At 71.5% G+C, this 19,994-nt stretch carries 19 protein-coding genes and 1 pseudogene; 5 read left to right on the forward strand and 15 right to left on the reverse strand.

Annotated features, from left to right (window positions below):
• The first annotated feature begins 59 nt into the window (after positions 1-59).
• Entirely contained in the window at positions 60-2,078 is a 2,019-nt protein-coding gene (locus tag M8542_RS50405; protein WP_257923436.1) for a TIR domain-containing protein, read from the forward strand.
• Here the strand turns inward: M8542_RS50405 and M8542_RS29025 are convergent, their stop codons facing one another.
• The gene (locus tag M8542_RS29025; RefSeq protein ID WP_257923437.1) at positions 2,079-3,293 is read right to left on the reverse strand and encodes a winged helix-turn-helix domain-containing protein; all 1,215 of its coding nucleotides are present in this window, start codon (positions 3,291-3,293) and stop codon (positions 2,079-2,081) included. It abuts the gene before it with no gap.
• Positions 3,294-3,352: 59 nt separating this feature from the next.
• Between M8542_RS29025 and M8542_RS29030 the strand changes: the two genes are divergently transcribed.
• Positions 3,353-3,910, forward strand: a complete 558-nt coding sequence (locus M8542_RS29030; protein ID WP_257923438.1) for a GNAT family N-acetyltransferase — start codon at positions 3,353-3,355, stop codon at positions 3,908-3,910.
• A gap of 18 nt (positions 3,911-3,928) precedes the next feature.
• On the opposite strand, the pseudogene M8542_RS29035 reads toward M8542_RS29030, so the two are convergent.
• Positions 3,929-4,438 (reverse strand): annotated as a pseudogene (locus M8542_RS29035) (GtrA family protein); the annotation flags it as partial.
• Positions 4,439-4,524: 86 nt separating this feature from the next.
• Between M8542_RS29035 and M8542_RS29040 the strand changes: the two are divergent.
• Positions 4,525-5,043, forward strand: coding sequence for a YqaA family protein (locus tag M8542_RS29040; protein WP_257923439.1), 519 nt, complete (start codon positions 4,525-4,527; stop codon positions 5,041-5,043).
• Here the strand turns inward: M8542_RS29040 and M8542_RS29045 are convergent.
• The 10 genes from M8542_RS29045 to truB form a co-directional block, all read right to left on the reverse strand.
• Positions 4,991-5,755 (reverse strand): hypothetical protein, encoded by a 765-nt coding sequence (locus M8542_RS29045; protein WP_257923440.1) that lies wholly within the window; start codon positions 5,753-5,755, stop codon positions 4,991-4,993. The two genes, M8542_RS29040 and M8542_RS29045, sit on opposite strands and share 53 nt — an antisense overlap.
• Positions 5,756-5,868: 113 nt before the next feature.
• The gene (locus M8542_RS29050; protein WP_257923441.1) at positions 5,869-6,315 is read right to left on the reverse strand and encodes a tetratricopeptide repeat protein; all 447 of its coding nucleotides are present in this window, start codon (positions 6,313-6,315) and stop codon (positions 5,869-5,871) included.
• A complete protein-coding gene (dapB, locus tag M8542_RS29055) occupies positions 6,312-7,052 on the reverse strand; it encodes a 4-hydroxy-tetrahydrodipicolinate reductase (RefSeq protein WP_257923442.1) in 741 nt (246 codons plus the stop codon). Before dapB ends, M8542_RS29050 begins: the two co-directional genes overlap by 4 nt.
• Positions 7,049-8,413: a M16 family metallopeptidase gene (locus M8542_RS29060; RefSeq protein ID WP_257923443.1), complete on the reverse strand. Its 1,365-nt coding sequence runs from the start codon at positions 8,411-8,413 to the stop codon at positions 7,049-7,051. Before M8542_RS29060 ends, dapB begins: the two co-directional genes overlap by 4 nt.
• Before the next feature lie 94 nt (positions 8,414-8,507).
• Entirely contained in the window at positions 8,508-10,757 is a 2,250-nt protein-coding gene (locus M8542_RS29065) for a polyribonucleotide nucleotidyltransferase (protein WP_257923444.1), read from the reverse strand.
• A gap of 233 nt (positions 10,758-10,990) precedes the next feature.
• The gene (rpsO, locus tag M8542_RS29070) at positions 10,991-11,260 is read right to left on the reverse strand and encodes a 30S ribosomal protein S15 (protein WP_003084034.1); all 270 of its coding nucleotides are present in this window, start codon (positions 11,258-11,260) and stop codon (positions 10,991-10,993) included.
• A 143-nt stretch (positions 11,261-11,403) separates the two neighbouring features.
• Positions 11,404-11,904, reverse strand: coding sequence for an RNA 2',3'-cyclic phosphodiesterase (thpR, locus tag M8542_RS29075; RefSeq protein WP_257923445.1), 501 nt, complete (start codon positions 11,902-11,904; stop codon positions 11,404-11,406).
• Positions 11,904-12,377: an XRE family transcriptional regulator gene (locus M8542_RS29080; protein ID WP_257923446.1), complete on the reverse strand. Its 474-nt coding sequence runs from the start codon at positions 12,375-12,377 to the stop codon at positions 11,904-11,906. The genes thpR and M8542_RS29080 overlap by 1 nt, the downstream gene beginning before the upstream one ends.
• A gap of 84 nt (positions 12,378-12,461) precedes the next feature.
• A complete protein-coding gene (locus M8542_RS29085; RefSeq protein WP_257923447.1) occupies positions 12,462-13,445 on the reverse strand; it encodes a bifunctional riboflavin kinase/FAD synthetase in 984 nt (327 codons plus the stop codon).
• A gap of 28 nt (positions 13,446-13,473) precedes the next feature.
• Entirely contained in the window at positions 13,474-14,418 is a 945-nt protein-coding gene (gene truB, locus M8542_RS29090) for a tRNA pseudouridine(55) synthase TruB (protein ID WP_372508628.1), read from the reverse strand.
• On the opposite strand from truB, the gene M8542_RS29095 reads away from it, so the two are divergent.
• The gene (locus tag M8542_RS29095; protein ID WP_257923449.1) at positions 14,417-14,785 is read left to right on the forward strand and encodes a VOC family protein; all 369 of its coding nucleotides are present in this window, start codon (positions 14,417-14,419) and stop codon (positions 14,783-14,785) included. The genes truB and M8542_RS29095 overlap by 2 nt on opposite strands.
• Positions 14,786-15,020: 235 nt before the next feature.
• Here the strand turns inward: M8542_RS29095 and M8542_RS29100 are convergent, their stop codons facing one another.
• Positions 15,021-15,833 (reverse strand): SDR family oxidoreductase, encoded by an 813-nt coding sequence (locus tag M8542_RS29100; RefSeq protein WP_257923450.1) that lies wholly within the window; start codon positions 15,831-15,833, stop codon positions 15,021-15,023.
• A gap of 158 nt (positions 15,834-15,991) precedes the next feature.
• Between M8542_RS29100 and M8542_RS29105 the strand changes: the two genes are divergently transcribed.
• Entirely contained in the window at positions 15,992-17,317 is a 1,326-nt protein-coding gene (locus M8542_RS29105) for an MFS transporter (RefSeq protein WP_257923473.1), read from the forward strand.
• 200 nt (positions 17,318-17,517) lie between these two features.
• Here the strand turns inward: M8542_RS29105 and M8542_RS29110 are convergent, their stop codons facing one another.
• Both M8542_RS29110 and M8542_RS29115 read right to left on the reverse strand, forming a co-directional pair.
• Entirely contained in the window at positions 17,518-18,837 is a 1,320-nt protein-coding gene (locus tag M8542_RS29110) for an MATE family efflux transporter (protein WP_308210298.1), read from the reverse strand.
• Positions 18,838-18,877: 40 nt separating this feature from the next.
• Positions 18,878-19,987, reverse strand: coding sequence for a cytochrome P450 family protein (locus M8542_RS29115; RefSeq protein WP_257923452.1), 1,110 nt, complete (start codon positions 19,985-19,987; stop codon positions 18,878-18,880).
• Between the last annotated feature and the right edge of the window lie 7 nt (positions 19,988-19,994).

Below are 19,994 nucleotides of genomic sequence, written 5' to 3' on the forward strand. Positions count from 1 at the left end.
GCGTCCTGGCCGTCATCGGGAAAGATGAGGGACCCGAGAACGCGGCTGGGAGGCGGCACGTGGAGGAAGACCCCGTTCCGTCGGGCGCGGAGACCGTCGCGATCGTGTCGTGCGACATCCTCGGCCACTCCATCACGCACGAGACCGAGCAGATCCGGCGCGTGGCCGCCATCAACGACATCGTCGCGGCCGCCATCCGGGAAATGCCCCCGGAGCAGGTGGTGTGGTCCTCCGGCGGCGACGGCGGGCACGTCGTCCTGCGTGGCCCGCGCCGGCTGGAGAACGCCCTCCGGCTCGCCTGGGCCCTGCTGACCTGGGCCCGGAGCGAACGGGTCAAGCTCCGCATCACCGGGCACGTCGGGCACGTGTCGAGCGTCTGGGGCGCCGACGGCCGGGTCCAGGTCGTCGGGTCCGCGATCAACTTCGCCGGCTGGCTGCTGCGGCAGCTCCACCACGAGGCCGTGGTCGTGTCGGACGCCTTCCGCCGGGCGGTCAACCCGGCGCAGTCCGAGCTGGAGATCCGGTTCCACGACGAGCGGCTCTTCCTCGACCGGAACCTGAAGCCCCAGCTGCTCTACCTCATGACGATCAGCGGCGTCGAGACCGCTTGGCTGGACAACACGCTCGACGACCACGCGGAGCTGACGAGGCGCCTCAGCACGCGGGACCGGCCGAGCGGCTGGGACGTCGTCTACTTCGCCAAGCGGATCTGGCAGGTGAACTCGACCGACAAGCACGCCAAGAGCGCGCTCGCGAGCATCGCGGGCACGCTGACGTCGGCCACCGGCGACCGCCAGGGCTTCCTGGCCTCGATGGGCCACTACGAGCTGGCGGAGTTCGTGAAGTTCGGGCAGCTCATCGAGCGCCGGCCGGGCGAGGTCATCTGCCGCTACGGCGACCCCGGCGAGTCCATGTTCGTGATCCTGCACGGCGACGTCGGCATCTACAACATCGAGAACAAGGGCTTCGGCGGCCGTGCCAAGCCCCAGCACCAGCACGGCCGCGGCGAGGTCGTCGGCGAGCTGGCCTCCGTGCTGAACCGGGACCGCACCGCGGACCTGGTGGCCCTGACCAACGTCGCGCTCCTGGCGTTCAACTACGAAGAGGTCAAGAAGAAGCTGCCGGCGACCGCCACCACCGAGTTCGACCGGTTCGTCGTCGAGCGGGTGCTGGAGCACGTCACCCAGGCGGCGTCCTACCTCGCGGGGTCGCACCGGGCCGGGCCGCTGAGCGCGGCGACCAAGAGCGACCAGCTGCACCTCGGGCTCGAGGACGCCTGGCGGGCCGCGCTGCTGGTGCTCGGCGAGCACTCGCAGCTCATCACGATCGAGCCCGGCCCGCTCGACCTGGAGTTCGAGCACGTCGCCCCGGCCTCGGGGGATCGCAGCGGCCTGTACATCCTCGTTTCGGGCAGCGTCCGGTCCCCCGACGCCGCCGAACCCGACCTGCACGGCGCCCAGTGCCCCGCGTTGTTCACCGACCTGCCGAACCTGCTGATGAAGCCGCGGACGTCCTACCGCCGCACGGCCGAGCCGATCAAGATCCTCCGGATCGGCGCGGCGGGCATCGACCGGCTCGAGCTTTCCCAGCGCGTCCAGCTGCAGAACGCGCTGGCGGACGCGGCGGGCACGGTGCCGGACGAGTACGAGTACCACGTGTACCTGTGCCACTCCAGCCGCGACAAGCAGGTCGTCCGGCACATCCGCGACCGGCTCGACGCCCAGGGCATCCGCTGCTGGTTCGACGAGGCGGACCTCCCGGTCGGCGCCTCCGCCCGGGCGCGGATGGAACGCGGCCTGCTCAGCAGCCGGTACCTGCTGGTCTGCGCGAGCGACAACCTCCCGTCGGCATCCTGGGCCAACCAGGAGATCGACGCGGTGCTGCAGTTCGACGTCGAGGACCACGCGAAGCCGCGCATCCTCGTCCTCAAGCTGAACTACGACAGCGCGCAGACGTCGATCCCCCTGCTGCTGCGCGGCAAGGTGTGGCTCGAGTACCAGCGACCGGGTGATTTCGAAGCGCTGGTCGAGGTGCTCAAGGAACCGTCCGCGCGGCCGAGCTCCGCGGAAGCCGGCTGATCAGCGCACCAGTTTTCGCAGGCCCACCGCCAAGTCCCCCCGAGTTCCGACGGCCACGCCGGAAAGACCCAGCCACTGCGCCATGTGCGTCAGCTCCCCCGCCAGCTCCGGCAGCACGCGGGCCACGTCGGCGCCCTCCTCGGCGAACGCGCCCTGGACCCGCAGGACGCCCGCCGCGCGGTCGGACTTCAGGTCGACCCGGGCGACCAGCTCGCCGTCGAGGAGGAACGGGAACACGTAGTAGCCGTACACCCGCTTCGGCTCCGGGACGTAGATCTCGATGCGGTAGTGGAAGCCGAAAAGCCGCTCGGTGCGGGCGCGTTCCCAGATCAGCGGGTCGAACGGGCACAGCAGGGCCCGGCCGGTGACCGCACGCGGGGTGCGTGCCTCGATGTGCCGGTACGCCACGGCCTTCCAGCCGCGGACCGCCACCGGCTCCAGGACGCCGGACTCCACCAGCTCCGCGACCGCCTGCCGGGCCGGGACCGGGCCGAGGCGGTAGTAGTCGCGCAGGTCCGTCTCCGTCGCCACGCCCAGGGCGCGCGCCGAGCGCTCGATCAGCCCGCGCGCGCCCTCCTCCGCCGAGACCGTCCGCGCGAGGATCTCCGGGGGCACCACCCGCTCGGTCAGGTCGTAGCGCCGCTCGAACGACCGGCGCGTGCCGGTGGTCAGCTGGCCGATGCCGAACAGGTACTCGCAGACGCGCTTGACCTCCGAGCGCTCCCACCACGAGCCCGGGCCGCGCCGCTGCGCGTCCGCCTCGACCTCGCGCTCGATGCCGCCCGCGCCGATCGGGCCCAGCTCCTTGACCACCGACAGGATCTCGTCGACCAGGCCCGGCGACTTCTCGATCAGCGGCCCGTAGTGCTTCCACCAGCCGTCGCGCTTCGCGCCGGAGCGGATCAGCGGCCAGTCTTCGATCGGCAGCAGGCTCGCTTCGTGCGCCCAGGTTTCGACCATCATCCGGGGCCGGCGCGCCGAGTGCGCCCACGCCGCTTCGTCGAGCAGGGCAGGTTCGTAGGCGCCCAAGCGGGAGAACACCGGCATGTAGTGCGCGCGGACCGCGACGTTCACCGAGTCCAGCTGCAGCAGCTGGACCCGTGACAGCACGCGTTTCAGGTGCCGCCGCGAAGGCTCGCCGGCCGGACGGGGGTCGCTGAAGCCCTGGGCGGCCAGGAAGGTCTTCCGGGCCGTCGTGACGCTGATCGTTTGCATGGTCCGCTCATGGTGCCAGCCACCACCGACAGTTTTCGGCGACCCGATAGATTCGGCCCATGAGCGACGCCGCCGTCCGCCCCGCCGACCTGTCCGACGCCGCGGAGATCGCCCGCATCCAGCGCGAAACCTGGCACGCCGCCTACGAGGACCTCCTCGGCAAGCAGGCGCTGGCCGAGCTGGACGCCGCCGACCTCGTCGGCACCTGGACCGAGACCATCGACTACCCCGGCAGCCTCGTCTACGTCGCCACCGAAGGCGAGTTCACCGTCGGCTTCTGCGTCGCGGGCCGCGCGCCCGAAGGCGAGGTCGCGGCCGCCGACGGCAGCCTGCCCGAAGACGCGGAGGCCACCGGCCTGATCGCCACCCTGCTCGTCGAGCCGAGGTGGGGCCGGCGCGGGCACGCCGGCCGGCTACTCGCGACGACGGCCGCCGGGCTGCGGGCCGACGGCGCCGGGCGCGGCATCGCCTGGGTCGCCCAGGGCGACCACGCCTCCCTCGGCTTCTACCGGCGGGCCGGCTGGAACCCCGACGGCACGGTCCGCACCCTCGACACCGGCGAGCGCATGCTCCGCGAGGTCCGCCTCACCGGCACCCTCGACCTCGCCCTCGCCTGAGTCCCGGAAGATCACCCACCGCAGCGCGGAGTACATGAACACGCCCTCGCAGGCGCCCGCGAGCACCCGCGAGAGGTGGTATTCGACGCCCAGCGCCGTCAAACCCGCGCCCACACCCAGCAAAAACGCGGCGTAATTGACAGCAATCGCAACGATGTAAAGGGCGAGCTGGATTCCGACGGCGGCGTGGGAATGGAAGTTGAACGTCCGGTTCAGCACGAAGCTTAAGCCGAACGCGCAGACGTAGGCCAGTGAGATCGCCAGCCACACGGGCCAGCCGAGGAGTCCGTGAAAAACGGTCAGCAGCCCCAGGTCGACGGCGAAGGTGAATCCGTTGATGAGGCAGAAACCGAGAAACGTCGGGGCGACGATCCGCGACAATCCCCACGGCAGGATGCGCACGACGGCCCGGCAGAGGGCGCCGAATCGGTCAGCGGGCGTACGGAAGTGCTCGGCGGCCACGCCGTCAGCGTTCCAGCGGGAGGTGACCGGAAGCCGTCCGGCAGGTGATCTTCTGGTGCGGACCACCCACCGAACACGGGGGCTAACCCCCGTGTGCGGAGATTTCGAACTGATAACGTGGAGAACCTGAGCGATTTTCGGGAGGTGACACGATGAGCTGGATCCTGTTGACGCTGGGCGTCGCGTTCGGCTCGGCCATCGTGCCGCTGATCAACGCCGAAGTCTTCCTGATCGGCCTGTGCGCGAGCCAGCCCGGGCTGCACTGGCTGTGGCTGGGGGCGGCGGTGGCCGTCGGTCAGATCGCCGGGAAGACGCTCTACTACCTGGCCGCGCGCGGCACGATCAAGCTGCCCAAGCCGCTGCACGACCGGCTCCACCGCGAACGCCCGATGACGGCCCGGCGGGTGCGCTGGCAGCTGCGGACCAAGCGGATGCGGGCCTGGGTCGAGCGGCTGCGCGAACGCTGCCACCGCCACCCGCACTGGATGGCGGGCACGTACGGCGTGAGCTCCCTGGTGGGCCTGCCGCCGTTCATGGCGACGAGCGTGCTCGCCGGCGCGGTGCGGATGCGGCTCGCGACGTTCCTGACCGCGGGCCTGGCCGGGCGCTGGATCCGCTTCAGCCTGATCGCGGCGTCGCCCGCGGCGTTCGCCGGCTGGCTGCACCACTGAGCACCGTCGCGGCGAGCGCGACGACGAACGCCCAGCCGCCGATCGGCTCGGCCAGCACCGCCACCAGGAAGCAGAAGACGGCGAACCCGCCAAGGCCCCGCAGCAGCCCGCGCATGGTCGCGGTCGCCGCCGGCGGGCCGCCCTGCGCCAGCGCGAACACCGCCACGACGCTCAGCGCGGTCGGGAACGGCGCCAGCACCCCGGTGAGATCGGGCCCCAGCCGTCCCGCGGCGGCCGTCACCGCCAGGACGAGGCCCGCCGTCACCACCGCGCGGGCGGGCAGGTCCCACCACGGCAGGATGACCGGCCGCAGTTCACCCGGCGCCGGCAGGAGCCGGGTGGCCACCCACGCCGCGGCCAGCGCGAACCCGAGGGCGAGCCACCCGGGAACCGGCGCGAACGCCAGGGCGAGGTCCAGGGACAGGCACACCAGCCAGCCGACGAGCAGCGTGCCCGGCCAGGCCCGCGCCCGGGCCACCCGCGCGAAGACCACGGCGAAGGCAGCCAGCGAAACGAGCCCCAGCAGGGAGGCCGACGCGGCCCGCGCGACGAACGCCGGGCCGTGCTCGAGGTAGGTGATCAGCAGGATCGGCCCCGCGACCAGCGGCAACGCGACCAGCAGGCCGGTGAGGCCCGGCCCCCACCGCCGCCCGGCCAGCGACGAGCCGACCACGAGCACCGGCGCCAGGACGAGCTTGAGAAGCAACGTCACTGTGCCCAGTCTGCCGGACTCAAGCGCCCCAATGTGGCCTTGGTTGCGTCTGACGCACCCAATGTGGCCTTCGGTGCGTCAGACGCACCGAAGGCCACATTGGGGCGCTTGGGTCAGTGGTCGGTGGACTCCAGCTCGACGGCTTTGCGCATGGTTTCGCGGGCTCGGCGGCGGTCGCCCGCGATGTCGTAGGCGTACGCCAGCCGGTACCAGACGCGCCAGTTGTCCTGGTCCGCCTCGACCTCCGCGCGGCGCTCCTGGAACCACGCGTCGGCCGCGTCGCGATCGACCCGGCCCGAGGGCCGGCGCGGCAGGTCCGACACGTCCGGGAGCGCGCCCTCGGCGTCCAAGCGGCGGGACAGCCGCTGGATCTGCACGCCGTTGCGCCAGGTCACCACGATGACCCAGATCCCGAGGATCGGCAGCAGCAGCACGCCGACGCCCAGGGCGATCCCCAGGCCGGTGCCCGACCCGAACAACGCGAACGCCCGGTCCGCGAGAAGGACCAGGTAGACGACCAGCGCCGCCGTCAGCAGCAGCGCCACATTGCGTGCCCTCACAGGTCGAGGACGTTTTCCAGGCCGACCGTCAGGCCCGGCCGCTTCAGCACCTCGCGCACGCCGAGCAGCACACCCGGCATGAACGACGTCCGGTCGAGCGAGTCGTGGCGGATGGTCAGGGTCTCCCCCTCGCCGCCGAACAGGATCTCCTGGTGCGCCACCAGGCCCGGCAGCCGCACCGAGTGGACGTGGACGTCCTCGACCGACGCCCCGCGGGCGCCGTCCAGCTCGGACGTCGTCGCGTCCGGGCCCGGGGCCACCCCCGCCTCGGCCCGCGCCGCCGCGATCATCCGGGCGGTGTGCGCCGCGGTGCCCGAAGGCGCGTCGGCCTTGCGGTTGTGGTGCAGCTCGATGACCTCGGCCACGGCGTAGAACTTCGCCGCCTGGGCCGCGAAGCGCATCGCCAGGACCGCGCCGAGCGCGAAGTTCGGCGCGATCAGCACCCCGAGCGAAGGCTTCGGCTCGAGCAGGGCGCGCAGCTCCGAAAGACGCGACTCGCTGAAGCCCGTGGTGCCGACGACCGCGTGGATGTCGTGCTCGACCAGGTACTCGAGGTTGCCCATGACGGCGTCGGGGTGGGTGAAGTCGACGACGACCTGGGCCTCGGCCAGCGCCGCGAAGTCGTCGCCCGCGTCGAGCGCGGCCACGAGCTTCAGGTCCGAAGCGCCTTCGACGGCGTTCACCACCGTCGCACCCATCCGGCCGCGCGCACCGAGCACACCGACGTTGATGGTCATGAAGCGATCACCTCGTGCAGGTCGTCAGGAAGGTCGTCGGCGTGAGCGTACGGCCCGACGACCGCCGCCGCCGAGACCCCGCCCGGGCGCGCGAACAAAGTGCGAGCGAGCGCACACACCTCTTCGGCGGTGACGGCGTCGATGCGGGCGATCGTCTCGTCGACGCCCAGGTAACGGCCGTAGTTGAGCTCGCTCTTGCCGATCCGCGACATCCGCGACGACGTGTCCTCCAGGCCCAGCACGATCCCGCCACGCAGCTGGCCCTTGGCCCGGGCCACCTCCGCGTCGGTCAGGCCGTCGACGCCGACCTTGTCGAGCACCTCGCGGATGACACCGGCGACGTCGCCGAGCTTCTCCGGCTGGCAGCCCGCGTACACGGCCATGTGCCCGGTGTCGGCGTAGCTCGCCACCGACGAGTACACCTGGTAGGCCAGCCCGCGCCGCTCCCGGATCTCCTGGAACAGCCGCGACGACATGCCGCCGCCGAGGGCCGCGTTGAGCACCGACAGCGCGAAGCGGCGCTCGTCGTGGCGCGACAGCGACCGCAGGCCGAGCATCACGTGCGCCTGCTCGGTGTCGTCGGTGTGCAGGGCCAGCTTCGGCACGGTCTTGATCCGGGCGCGGCCTTCGCGCGGCGCGACCGGCGTCGCGGTGCCGGTCAGCTTGTCCCGCAACGCCTTGCGCACCAGCCGCAGCACCTGCGCGTGGTCGACGTTGCCGGCCACGGCCAGCACCATCCGCGGCAGCGTGTAGCGGCGCTTGTAGAAGCTGCGCAGCGCCGACGGCGACATGCCGATGATCGACTTCTCGGTGCCGAGCACCGGGCGGCCGAGCGGGTGGTCACCGAGGATCGCGCTGACGAACGTCTCGTGCAGCAGGTCCTCGGGGTCGTCGTCGCGCATCGAGATCTCTTCGAGGACGACGCTGCGTTCCATGTCCATGTCGCGGTCGGTGCACAGCGCCTCGAACACGACGTCGGTGACCAGGTCCACGGCGAGCGGGAGGTCGGCGTCGAGCACCTGCGCGTAGTAGCAGGTGTGCTCCTTCGCCGTGAAGGCGTTGAACTCCCCGCCGACGGCGTCGATCTCCTCGGCGATCTGCGTGGCGTCGCGGTTCTTCGTGCCCTTGAACAGCAGGTGCTCGAGGTAGTGCGCGGCGCCGGCGACGGCCACCGGCTCGTCGCGGGAGCCGATGCCGACCCACAGCCCGACCGTGGCCGACCGGGACGCCGGGACGTGCTCGGTGATCACCCGCAGGCCACCGGGGAGAACACTGCGCTTGACGACCGCGCCGTCCGAAGTGGACTCGAGGGTGCGGGTGGTGCCGACGGGCTGCTCGTGCCCGGAAACCTGCCGTGCCATGGGTTCCTTACTCACGATGCCGTGAAGGCCCCCTCGCCGGGGAAGCGGCGAGAGGGCCTTCGACGGAACTGTCTTGAACCGGACGAGCCGGGTCTTACTTGGCGTCGGCCTTCTCGGCGTCGGCGGGCTTGTCGCCCTCGGCGGCCGGAGCCTCGTCTTCCTTGACCACGATCAGGCTGATCTTGCCGCGGTTGTCGATGTCGGCGATCTCGACGCGGAGCTTGTCGCCCACGTTGACGACGTCCTCGACCTTGGCGATCCGCTTGCCGTTGCCCAGCTTGGAGATGTGCACCAGGCCGTCCTTGCCCGGCAGCAGCGAGACGAACGCGCCGAACGCGGCCGTCTTCACCACGGTGCCGAGGAAGCGCTCGCCGACCTTCGGCAGCTGCGGGTTGGCGATGGCGTTGATCAGGTCGATCGCCGACTCCGCCGACGGGCCGTCGGCCGCGCCCACGTAGATCGTGCCGTCGTCCTCGATGGAGATGTCGGCGCCGGTCTGCTCGGTGATCGAGTTGATCATCTTGCCCTTCGGGCCGATGACCTCGCCGATCTTGTCGACCGGGATCTTCACGCTGGTGACGCGCGGGGCGAACGGGCTCATCTCGTCCGGGCCGTCGATCGCCTCGGCGATGACCTCCAGGATGGTGAGGCGGGCGTCCTTCGCCTGCTTCAGCGCGGCGGCGAGCACCTCCGACGGGATGCCGTCGAGCTTCGTGTCCAGCTGCAGGGCGGTGATGATGTCCTTGGTGCCGGCGACCTTGAAGTCCATGTCACCGAGGGCGTCCTCGGCGCCGAGGATGTCGGTCAGCGCGACGTAGCGCGTCTCGCCGTCGACCTCGTCGGACACCAGGCCCATCGCGATGCCCGCGACCGGCGCCTTCAGCGGCACACCGGCGTTGTACAGGCCCATCGTGGACGCGCAGACCGAGCCCATCGAGGTCGAGCCGTTGGAGCCCAGCGCCTCGGAGACCTGGCGGATCGCGTACGGGAACTCGTCGCGCTTCGGCAGCACCGGCACCAGGGCGCGCTCGGCGAGCATGCCGTGGCCGATTTCGCGGCGCTTCGGCGAACCGACGCGGCCGGTCTCACCGGTGGAGAAGGGCGGGAAGTTGTAGTGGTGCAGGTAGCGCTTCGTCGTCTCCGGGGAGAGCGAGTCGATCTGCTGCTCCATGCGGAGCATGTTCAGCGTGGTGACGCCCAGGATCTGGGTCTCACCGCGCTCGAACAGCGCGGAACCGTGCGCCCGCGGGATCACGGCGACCTCGGCCGAGAGCGACCGGATGTCGGTGAGGCCACGGCCGTCCATGCGGATCTTCTCGGTGAGGACCCGCTGGCGCATGATCTTCTTCGTCAGGGCCTTGAACGCCCCGCCGATCTCCTTGTCGCGGCCCTCGAAGGCCTCGCCCTCGCCCAGGCCGACCTTCTCGATGACGGCGGCCTTGACCTCGTCGGTGGCGCGGTCGCGGTCCTGCTTGCCGGCGATCTGCAGCGCGCGGGACAGGTCGTCGGTGGCGATCGCCGCGACGGCCTCGTAGGTGTCCTGCTCGTAGGCCAGGTAGACCGGGAACTCACCGGTCGGCTTGGCGGCGACGTCGGCCAGCTTCTGCTGCGCCTCGCACAGGACCTTGATGAACGGCTTGGCGGCCTCGAGGCCCGCGGCGACCGCGACCTCGTCCGGCGCGGTGCCGCCCGCGGCGATCAGGTCGAGCGTGTGCTCGGTGCCCTCGGCCTCGACCATCATGATCGCGACGTCATCACCGACGATGCGACCCGCGACGACCATGTTGAAGGTGGCCTTCTCCAGCTGCGACCAGGTCGGGAACGCGACCCACTGGCCCTCGATCAGGGCGACGCGCACGCCGCCGACCGGGCCCGAGAACGGCAGGCCGGCGATCTGGGTGGACGCCGACGCGGCGTTGATGGCCAGCACGTCGTACGGGTCGTCAGGGTTGAGGCTCTGGACGGTGATGACGACCTGGATCTCGTTGCGGAGACCGTCGGTGAACGACGGGCGCAGCGGCCGGTCGATCAGGCGGCAGGTCAGGATCGCGTCGGTCGAGGGACGGCCCTCGCGGCGGAAGAACGCGCCCGGGATGCGCCCGGCGGCGTACATGCGCTCCTCGACGTCGACCGTCAGCGGGAAGAAGTCGAAGTGGTCCTTCGGGTGCTTCGACGCGGTCGTCGCGGAGAGCAGCATGGTCTCTTCGTCGAGGTACGCGACGACGGCGCCGGCGGCCTGCTTGGCCAGGCGGCCCGTCTCGAAACGAACGGTGCGAGTGCCGAACTTGCCGTTGTCGATGACGGCTTCGGACTCGTGCACGGTGACTCCGGTGGAGTCGGTCATAGGGTGTTTCTCCTCTTTAGTTCCTTCATTCGGCGCGAGTCTCCCACCCTGGGACCCGTTTCGCCTGAGGACGCTCGAGGAATGAGGCCGGTCTTCGATCGAAGCCCCCGGGACGCTTCCCGGGAACCACTACCGAGGACCGGCGGACTGGTCCTCGCGCGCGCTCGCGCCGTTCTTTCTTCATTTAGACCGAGGGGGAGCGACCGATGTGGTCACTCCCCCTCGGATTGCAGCTATCGGCGCAGGCCGAGGCGCTGGATCAGCGCACGGTAACGCTCGATGTCCACCTTCATCACGTAGTTCAGCAGCCGGCGGCGACGGCCGACCAGCAGCAGGAGCCCGCGACGGGAGTGGTGGTCGTGCTTGTGAGCCTTGAGGTGCTCGGTGAGGCCGACGATCCGCTTGGTCAGCAGCGCGACCTGGGCCTCGGGGGATCCCGTGTCCGAGTCGTGCACGCCGTACTCGGCCAGGATCGACTTCTTCTCTTCGGTGGACAGCGCCACTTGTGTTGCTCCTCGAAATAATCAGTGCCGTGCGGCCCCGGACGTGGATGAACGCCGGGAAGACGGTCACGGCCGCCACGGACTGCAGCCGGACCCGCTCGTGAGGTTACCAGTCGCCCCGGCAAGCCTCCTGAGCAGGGCCTTCAGCCGTCGAGCCCGAACGTCCGGGCCGTCCGGTAGCGCGGCCGGCCCGCCTCGCGCTCGCTGGTCACCAGGGCCACCTCGGTGGCCGTCCAGCTCCGGCTGGCGAAGTTCGAGAGACGTTGCGTCCAACGCTCGGCGCGCTCCGGTTCTTCCCGGGGGAACCGCGCGAGCGTCAGGTGGCCGGCGTACGGCCTCGCTTCGGCATCGGCGCCCGCGGCGTGCGCGAGCGGCGTCAGCTCCCCGCCGACGGCAGTCAACCACAGCACCCCGGGGAACGTCGCGGCCTTTTCCAGCCGGACGCCGACCGCGGCCCGGCCCGCGAGCCGGTCGGCCAGCCAGGCGCCACGGGCGCCCAGGTCGTCGTGCCCGTAGTAGGCGAGGGTGATGTGCCAGCGTTCCGGCGGCTCCCAGCGAAGGCCGTCCCCCGGTTCACCGAGCGCCTCGGCGACCGCTTCGACGACGTCCTCCGGCGGGAGCAGCGCGCTGAACAGGACCGGCATCAGGCGCCGTGGCCCGCCCGGCGGAGCAGGTCGGCGATGGCCGGGAAGTCGTCGTCGAGGCGCTTGGCGGCTTCGCCCAGGTCCTCGTCCTCGGCCAGGTCGCGCAGGTAGGCGAGGACCTTCTGGTCGTCGTTGACCACCGGGATGTTGTCGCGCCCGACGGTCGGCTTGGAGTCGCGGACGTCCTCCATCGCGGCCAGCATGGCGTCGCGGTTGCCGGCGGCGACCTCGGGCACCAGGATCTTGCGTTCGAGCATGATCATCCTGGCCAGCACGACCGGGTTGCCGATCTTCGCCCGCCGCCCGCTCATCACCTGGCTGAGCATGGGGGCGCTGATGCCGAGGACCTCGGCCAAGAAGGCCTGCGAAACGTCGAAGGCGACGACGAGCCGGCGCACGCGGTCCCCCAGCGGCTCCCCGTACCACTCGCGCTGCAGCGCGATGTTCCGCTGGACGATCTTGTGGTCCTCCACCAGTTCCGCTCCCCTATGCCCTGCTCGCGCACACCGTCCGTGAGCATCTTGCCATCGCTGCCACGTGCGTGAACGCGAAATCCTCTATTCGCCCCCGGTCGGGGCGTCCGGGGGCACTTCCAGTGCCTTTCTCGTCTCGACCACGTCGTCGTCGATCTGGGTGACGAGCCCGGCCGAGTCGGAGAACCGCACCTGGTCGCGCAGCCGCGTCACGAAGTCGATCGCCACGTGCTGGCCGTAGAAGTCCTCGTCGACGTCGAGGACGAACGCCTCGACGGTCCGCTCGCGCCCGGAGAAGGTCGGGTTCGTGCCCACCGAAACCGCGGCGCGCAGCCGGCGCGCGGGATCCGCCGACCGGGTGAACCAGGCGCTGTAGACGCCGTCGGCCGGGACGGCGGCGAAGCGCGGCGTCGACAGGTTCGCCGTCGGGTAGCCGAGCTCGTGGCCGCGGCCGTCACCGCGCACGACGATGCCCTCCAGCCGGTGCGGGCGGCCGAGCGCCTCGGCCGCGGCGACGACGTCACCGGCGTCGATGCACGACCGGACGTAGGTGCTGGAGAAGGTGATCGCCGACTGGTCCTCTTCGGACAGTTCCTTGCCCTGCAGCTCGGCGCCGTAGGCGGCGAAGCCGAACCGGCGGCCGAGGGTGCGCAGCAGCGCGACGTCGCCGGCGGCCTTGGCGCCGAAGGTGAAGTTGTCGCCGACGATCACCGCGGCCGCGTGCAGCCGGTCGACGAGCACCTCGTGGACGAACTCCTCCGGCTGCAGCCGCGACAGCTCCAAGGTGAAGGGCAGCACACAGAAGACGTCGACGCCGAGGCCTTCGACGATTTCCGCTTTGCGCCGCAACGTGGTCAGCTGCGCCGGGTGGCTGCCCGGGCGCAGCACCTCCGACGGGTGCGGGTCGAAGGTGAGCATCACGCTGGGCAGCCCGCGCTCGGCGGCCGCCGCCACGGTCCGGTTGACCAGCTCCTGGTGTCCGCGGTGGACACCGTCGAACACGCCGATGGTGACCACGCACCGGCCCCAGCCGCCGGGAAGGTCCCCCAGTCCACGCCACCGCAGCACGCCACTCTCCCGTCTTCTCGAAACCACCCTAGGCGGGCAGCAGCACGACCACCGCTCGGGACTCGCCTTGTTCGTCGGCGGCCAGGGCGAGCACCCGGCCGTCGGGCCCGAAGAGCCCGTAGGTGCCTTCGACGCCGGCCGCGGGGATGCGCCGGCCGTGCCGGACCGCCCGCGCCGTGGCGGCGTCGATGTCCCGCCGCGGGAAGGCGGCGGCGACGGCGTCGTCGAGGTCGAGGCTCAGCTCCGGGGTTTCCTCGAGCTGGTCGAGGGTCTTGGCCTTCGCCAGCGTGAACGGCCCGACCGTGGTGCGCCGCAGTGCTTTGAGGTGGCCACCGACGCCGAGGTCGGCGCCGAGGTCGCGGGCCAGCGCGCGGACGTAGGTGCCGGAGGAGCACTCGACGACGGCGTCGACCTCGACGCGGTCGTCCTCGTGGCGGATCGAGAGGACGTCGAAGCGGTAGACGGTGACCGGGCGCGGCGGCAGGACGACGTCCTCGCCGGCGCGGACGCGGGCGTAGGCGCGCTTGCCGTCGATCTTGACGGCGCTGACCGCGCTGGGCACCTGCTGGATGTCGCCGGTCAGCTTGGCCACTCCTGCGGCGATGGCCGCGTCTTCGACGGCTTTCGTGTCCGCGGTGGTGAGGACTTCGCCCTCGGCGTCGTCGGTCGTGGTGGCGCTGCCGAGGCTGAGGGTGGCCAGGTAGGTCTTGCGGTCCAGCGCCAGGTGGCCGAGCAGCTTGGTGGCGCGCTCGATGCCGAGCACCAGCACCCCGGTCGCCATCGGGTCGAGCGTGCCGGCGTGCCCGACCTTGCGGGTGCCCATGATGCGGCGGGCCCGGGCGACGACGTCGTGCGACGTCATCCCGGCGGGCTTGTCGACGATCAGCAGACCGGGCGGCGGGGCAGGACGACGGGGCGGTTTGGGGCTCGACACGCGGCAAACCCTAGCGGCCGTCCGGCAGACTGGGCGCATGCGGATCAAGCACCAGGTCGTCACCTTCGACGCGGCGGATCTCGCGGCCGAGAGCCGCTTCTGGGCCGGTGTCCTCGGCGGGGAGGTGGACGAGGACGGCGACTGGCACATGGTGCTGGTGGACGGCGCGCCGCGGATCGGCGTGCAGCTCGCGCCCGGCCACACGCCGCCGGTGTGGCCGGACGGGCCGGTGCCCCAGCAGGTGCACCTGGACCTGTGGGTCGAAGACTTCCCCGAGGCGCACGCCCAGGTCACCGCGCTCGGCGCCACGGTCCTGAAGGCCGCCACCGGCGCCACGTCCGGCGACGACTTCCAGGTCTACGCCGACCCGGCCGGCCACCCGTTCTGCCTCTGCTGGCTGGCCTGACCCAACAACACATCCCGCCGATGTCCCACCAATCACGAGTGATGCCCCGCCAATCACACGTGATGCCCCGCCAATCACGCGAGAAGCCCGGAACTCGCGTGATTGGACCCGAGACTCACGTGATTCGGGCCGGAACTCGCGTGATCAGACCCGAAACTCGCGAGATCCGGCCTCAATCACGCGAGTTCCGGCCTTGATCACGCGAGTTCCGGCTTCAGTCACGCGAGTTGCGGGTTCACGCACGGGCCCGGCGGGCGTGGCGGACCCGCCGGTCCACCATCCGACGCAGGAACGGCGCGGCCAGCGGGCCCAGCGCCGCCAGCAGGGCCACCGACCGGTCCGGGTACACCGCGTACCGCTCGCGCTCCACCGCCCGGACGATCGCCGTCGCCACCGCGTCGGCCGCCATCGGGCGGATCGTGCCGCTGATCGCCGCCGTCTCCGGGGGCTTCCAGCGGTTCTCCTCCGTCAGCTGCGGTGTGTCGACGTCCGGTGGGTAGACGCACGCGACGTGCACCCCGGCCGGGTTCAGCTCGTCGCGCAGGGCCTCCATCAGGCCGCGGACCGCGAACTTCGCCGGCGCGTACGCCGTGTACCCGTAGATCCCCAGCACCGCGGCCGCCGACGAGATCGCCACGATCGAGCCGCACCGGCGCCGGACCATCGACGGCGCCACCGCCCGCACCGCGTGCAGCGTCCCGAAGTAGTCGACCTCCACCATGCGCCGGAACACCTCGTCGTCCAGCTCCAGGAACTCGCCGGGACGCGCTTGGCCGGCGCACGTCACCAGCACGTCGCACGGCCCCGCCGCCGCCACCAGCGACTCGAACGCCACCTCCACCTCGGCCTGCGACGAGACGTCGGCGACCGCTGTCAGCACCGAAGCGCCGCGTGACTTCAGCGACACCGACGCCTTCCTCAGCCGCGACGCGTCCCGCGCGACCAGCGACACCGACGCGCCGCGGGCGGCCAGCGCCGCCGCGGTCGCCAGGCCGATCCCGCTGGAACCACCCGTGATCACCGCGTGCGCGCCGCGCAGCCCGGTCACGAAACCACCCCCGAATATGAAGGAGATTCACATACAACCATGTGGTGAACGCCACCGGGATAACAGCTATGTTTCGTCGTTGCTTAGGCGCTACAAGTAGTAAGGACGGCAGCGTGGGCGTCCGGTGCCCCGAACACGCCGATTTCCTGGAGGAACTTGTGCCGCCCGCCACCGGCCGCGCCACCGCCCGGTCCTGGCTCATCTGGCTCGCCGCCGTCACCGTCTACCTCCTCGCGGTGTTCCACCGCACCTCGTTCGGCGTCGCCGGGCTGCAGGCCGCCGAGCGCTTCGGCGTCGGCGCGGCCGCGCTCGGCACGTTCACCGTGCTGCAGGTCGGCGTCTACGCGGCGATGCAGATCCCGACCGGCGTGCTGGTCGACCGCTACGGCCCCCGCCGCGTCCTCACCGTCGCCGTGCTGGTGCTCGGCCTCGGCCAGATCCTGCTCGGCGTCGCCCACTCCTACGGCCTCGGCCTGGTCGCCCGCGGCGTGCTCGGCCTCGGCGACGCGCTCACGTTCGTCAGCGTGCTGCGCCTGGTCGCGGCCCACTTCCCGGGCCGCCAGTACGCGCTGCTGACGTCGTTCACCGCGGCCGTCGGCTACATCGGCAACCTCGCCGCCACCGTCCCGCTGTCCCTGGTGCTCGACAGCGCCGGCTGGACGCCCACCTTCCTGGCCGTCGGCGCCGTCACGGTCCTCTACACCGTGGTCGTGACGCTCCGGGTCCGCGACGTCCCCGCCGGCGAACCGCTGCCGGCCCGCGAGACCGTCCACCCGCGCGAGCTCGGCCGCCGCGTCGCCGAAGCGTGGCGGACGCCGGGGACGCGCCTCGGGTTCTGGGTCCACTTCAGCACGATGTTCGCCCCGAACGCCCTGACGCTGCTGTGGGGCGTCCCGTGGCTGGTGCAGGGCCAGGGCCAGTCGATGGCGACCGCGAGCACGCTGCTCACGGTGTTCGTCTTCGGCTCGATGGCCGGCGGCCCGCTGCTGGGCGGCGTGATCGGCCGGCATCCGTCGCTGCGGATGCCGCTGGTCGGCGGGTACATCGGCGGGGCCGCGGTGATCTGGGCGGTGCTGCTCGGCTGGCCGGGCCAGGTCCCGGTGGCCGTGCTGGTGCCGACGTTCGCCTTCCTCGCCCTCGGCGGCCCGTCGTCGATGATCGGCTTCGCGCTCGCCCGCGACTACAACCCGCTGAGCCGGGTGGGCACGGCCACCGGCGTGGTCAACGTCGGCGGCTTCATCGCGACGACCATCGCCGCCCTCGGCGTCGGCGTGCTGCTGCAGTGGACGGGCGGCAACTTCCGCGTCTCGCTGCTGGCGATCGTCGCGATCCTGGCGCTGGGCACGGTCCGGATGCTGGTGTGGTGGCGCCGGACGCGCGCCCACCTGTTCCTGGCCGAGGCCCGCGGTGAGGAACTGCCGGTGCGAATCACCCGCCGGCGCTGGGACGCGGCGTTGCCGGAGACGCCGATCGTCGCCGCCTGAAGATCCCGAGCCCGTAACTCGCGTGACCGAACCCGTGACTCGCGTGACCGGAGCCGGAACTCACGTGATCGGGACCTGAACTCACGTGATTGAAGCCGTAACTCGCGAGTTCCGGCCCGAATCACGCGAGTTCCGGCTCTGATCACGCGAGATTCGGGGCATCTCGCGTGATTGGAGAGGCATCACGCGTGATTGCGGGGTCAGGTGGGGCGGATTGCTCCGGTTACTGCCCAGTTTCCCGAGCGCCAGCGGGCCACGACGAAGGCCAGGCGGAGGACCATGAAGAGCGAGAGGCCGGTCCAGATGCCCGTCAGGCCCCAGTCGAAGCCCAGGGACGCCCAGATCAGCGGGAGGAAGCCCAGCGCCGCGCTGCCCAGGGTCGCGTTGCGGAGGAATGCCGCGTCGCCCGCGCCCAGCAGGACGCCGTCGAGCGCGAAGACCACGCCCGCGATCGGCTGCAGGGCCACGAAGAACCACCACGCGTGCGGGATCTCCGCCAGCACGCCCGGGTCGGACGTGAACGCGTGCGGCAGCACCCACGACAGCGCCGCGAACAGCACGCACAGGAAGCAGCCCAGCAGCAGCCCGTAGCCCGTGATCTGCGCCGCGACCCCGCGTGCCCGCCGGGCCGCGTTCGCGCCCAGTGCCGCGCCCACCAGGGACTGCGCCGCGATCGCCACCGAGTCCAGCACCAGCGAGAGGAACGTCCACAGCTGCAACACCACCTGGTGCGCGCCCACCGCCTCGGTCGACGTGCGGGCCGCGACGGCCGCCGCCGAGACGAAGCACGCCTGGAACGCGAGGCTGCGCAGCACCAGGTCGCGGCCCAGGCCGAGCTGGGCGCGCATCACCTTGAAGTCCGGCCGCAGGCCGGCCTTCTCCTTCACCAGCGCCGCGAAGAACAGCGACGCCGAGACCACCTGCGCGACGACGTTCGCGATCGCCGAGCCCTCCAGCCCGAGCCCCGCCCAGTAGACGAGCACCGGGCACAGCACGGCCGAGATCCCGTTGCCGGCCAGGACGTACCGCAGCGGCTTCGCGGCGTCCTGCACCCCGCGCATCCAGCCGTTGCCGGCCATGGTGACGAGGATCAGCGGCGCGCCGAACAACGCGATCCGCACCCACGACACCGCCGCGCCGGCGACCTCCTCGCTGCCCGAGAGCACCCGGGCGATCGGCCACGCCAGCAGCTGCCCCGCGACCAGCACGGCGAGCCCGACGAACACCGCCAGCCACGTCGCCTGCACGCCCTCCCGCACCGCCTCGGCCCGGCGTCCGGCGCCGTGCAGCCGGGCGGTGCGCGACGTCGTGCCGTACGACAGGAACGTCAGCTGGCTCGAAACCTGGGCCAGCACGACGCCGCCGAGCGCCAGCCCGGCCAGCGGCAGCGCGCCGAGGTGGCCGACCACCGCGGTGTCGACCAGCACGTACAACGGCTCGGCGGCCAGCACGCCCAGCGCCGGCACGGCCAGGCCGAGCACGCGCTTGGCCGGGATCCGCTCGATGTCCTCCACTTTCACCACGAACCGGACTCTAACCGCCGGCACCGACAGTTCCGCGTCACAGCCGGACCGGCAGCCTCCGCAAGGACCGGCTCCGGAACGCCGACCGCCACTCCAGCTCGGCGTAAGGCACGGCCAGCGACAGCCCGGGGTGCCGCGAGAACAACGCCGCGAGCCCCACCTCGACCTCCAGCCGGGCCAGCGGCGCACCCAGGCAGTAGTGCGGCCCGAACCCGAACCCGACGTGCGGGTTCTCGGCCCGCGACGGATCGAAGACGTCGGCGTCGGGGAACACGGACGCGTCGCGGTGGGCCGAGGCGACGGCCAGCATGACCGTCTCGCCCGCCGGGATCGTCGTGCCACCGGTTTCGACGTCGTGGACCGGGAACCGCCGGATCGCCAGCTGCAGCGGCGAGGCGTGCCGGACCAGTTCGTCCACAGTGGACGAGGTGAGCCCGGCCGAGAGCAGCTCGGCCAAGCCGTTGCCCAGCACGTGCACGACGTTCTCGTACCCGGCGAGCAGCAGCAGGAACGCCGCGCTCAGCATCTCGTCGGCGGTGAGCGAGTCCGCCACCACGCTGAGCAGGTCGTCGCCGGGCGACTCCCGCTTCGCCGCGACCAGTGAAGTCAGGAACGCGTACAGCGAACCCATCGCCGAACGCGCGCGGGCGGGGTCCGCCGGCACGAGCACCGCGTCGGTCCACTCGCGGAACGCCGTGACGTCGGCGGGCGGGACGCCGAGCAGCTCGCAGATCACCCGGATCGGCAGCGGCACGCAGAACTCGGCGAGCAGGTCGTCCCCGCCCACCGCGTCGGCCAGCGAGCGGGCGATCTCCTCGACGGCCGGCCGCAGGGCTTCGACGCGGCGCGGGGTGAACGCCCGGCCCAGGATCCGCCGCAGCCGCGGGTGGTCCGGCGCGTCCATGTTCAGCAGGTTCCGATCCAGCGACGCCGGCAGCGAAAGCCCGCGGTACCCGGTGGTGGAGTGGGCCTTGTCCAGCGAGAGCCGCAGATCGGCGAGACCGGCGCGGACGTCTTCGTAGCCGGTGACCAGCCACACCGGTGAGCCGTCCGGCGCCTCGGCCCGGTGCACCGGGCCTTCCGCGCGCAGCCGCGCGTAGGAGCACACCGGGTCCTTCAGGAACTCCTCGTCGAACCGCACCACCACAGGTCCA

Source organism: Amycolatopsis iheyensis (assembly GCF_024703995.1).
GTDB lineage: Bacteria > Actinomycetota > Actinomycetes > Mycobacteriales > Pseudonocardiaceae > Amycolatopsis > Amycolatopsis iheyensis.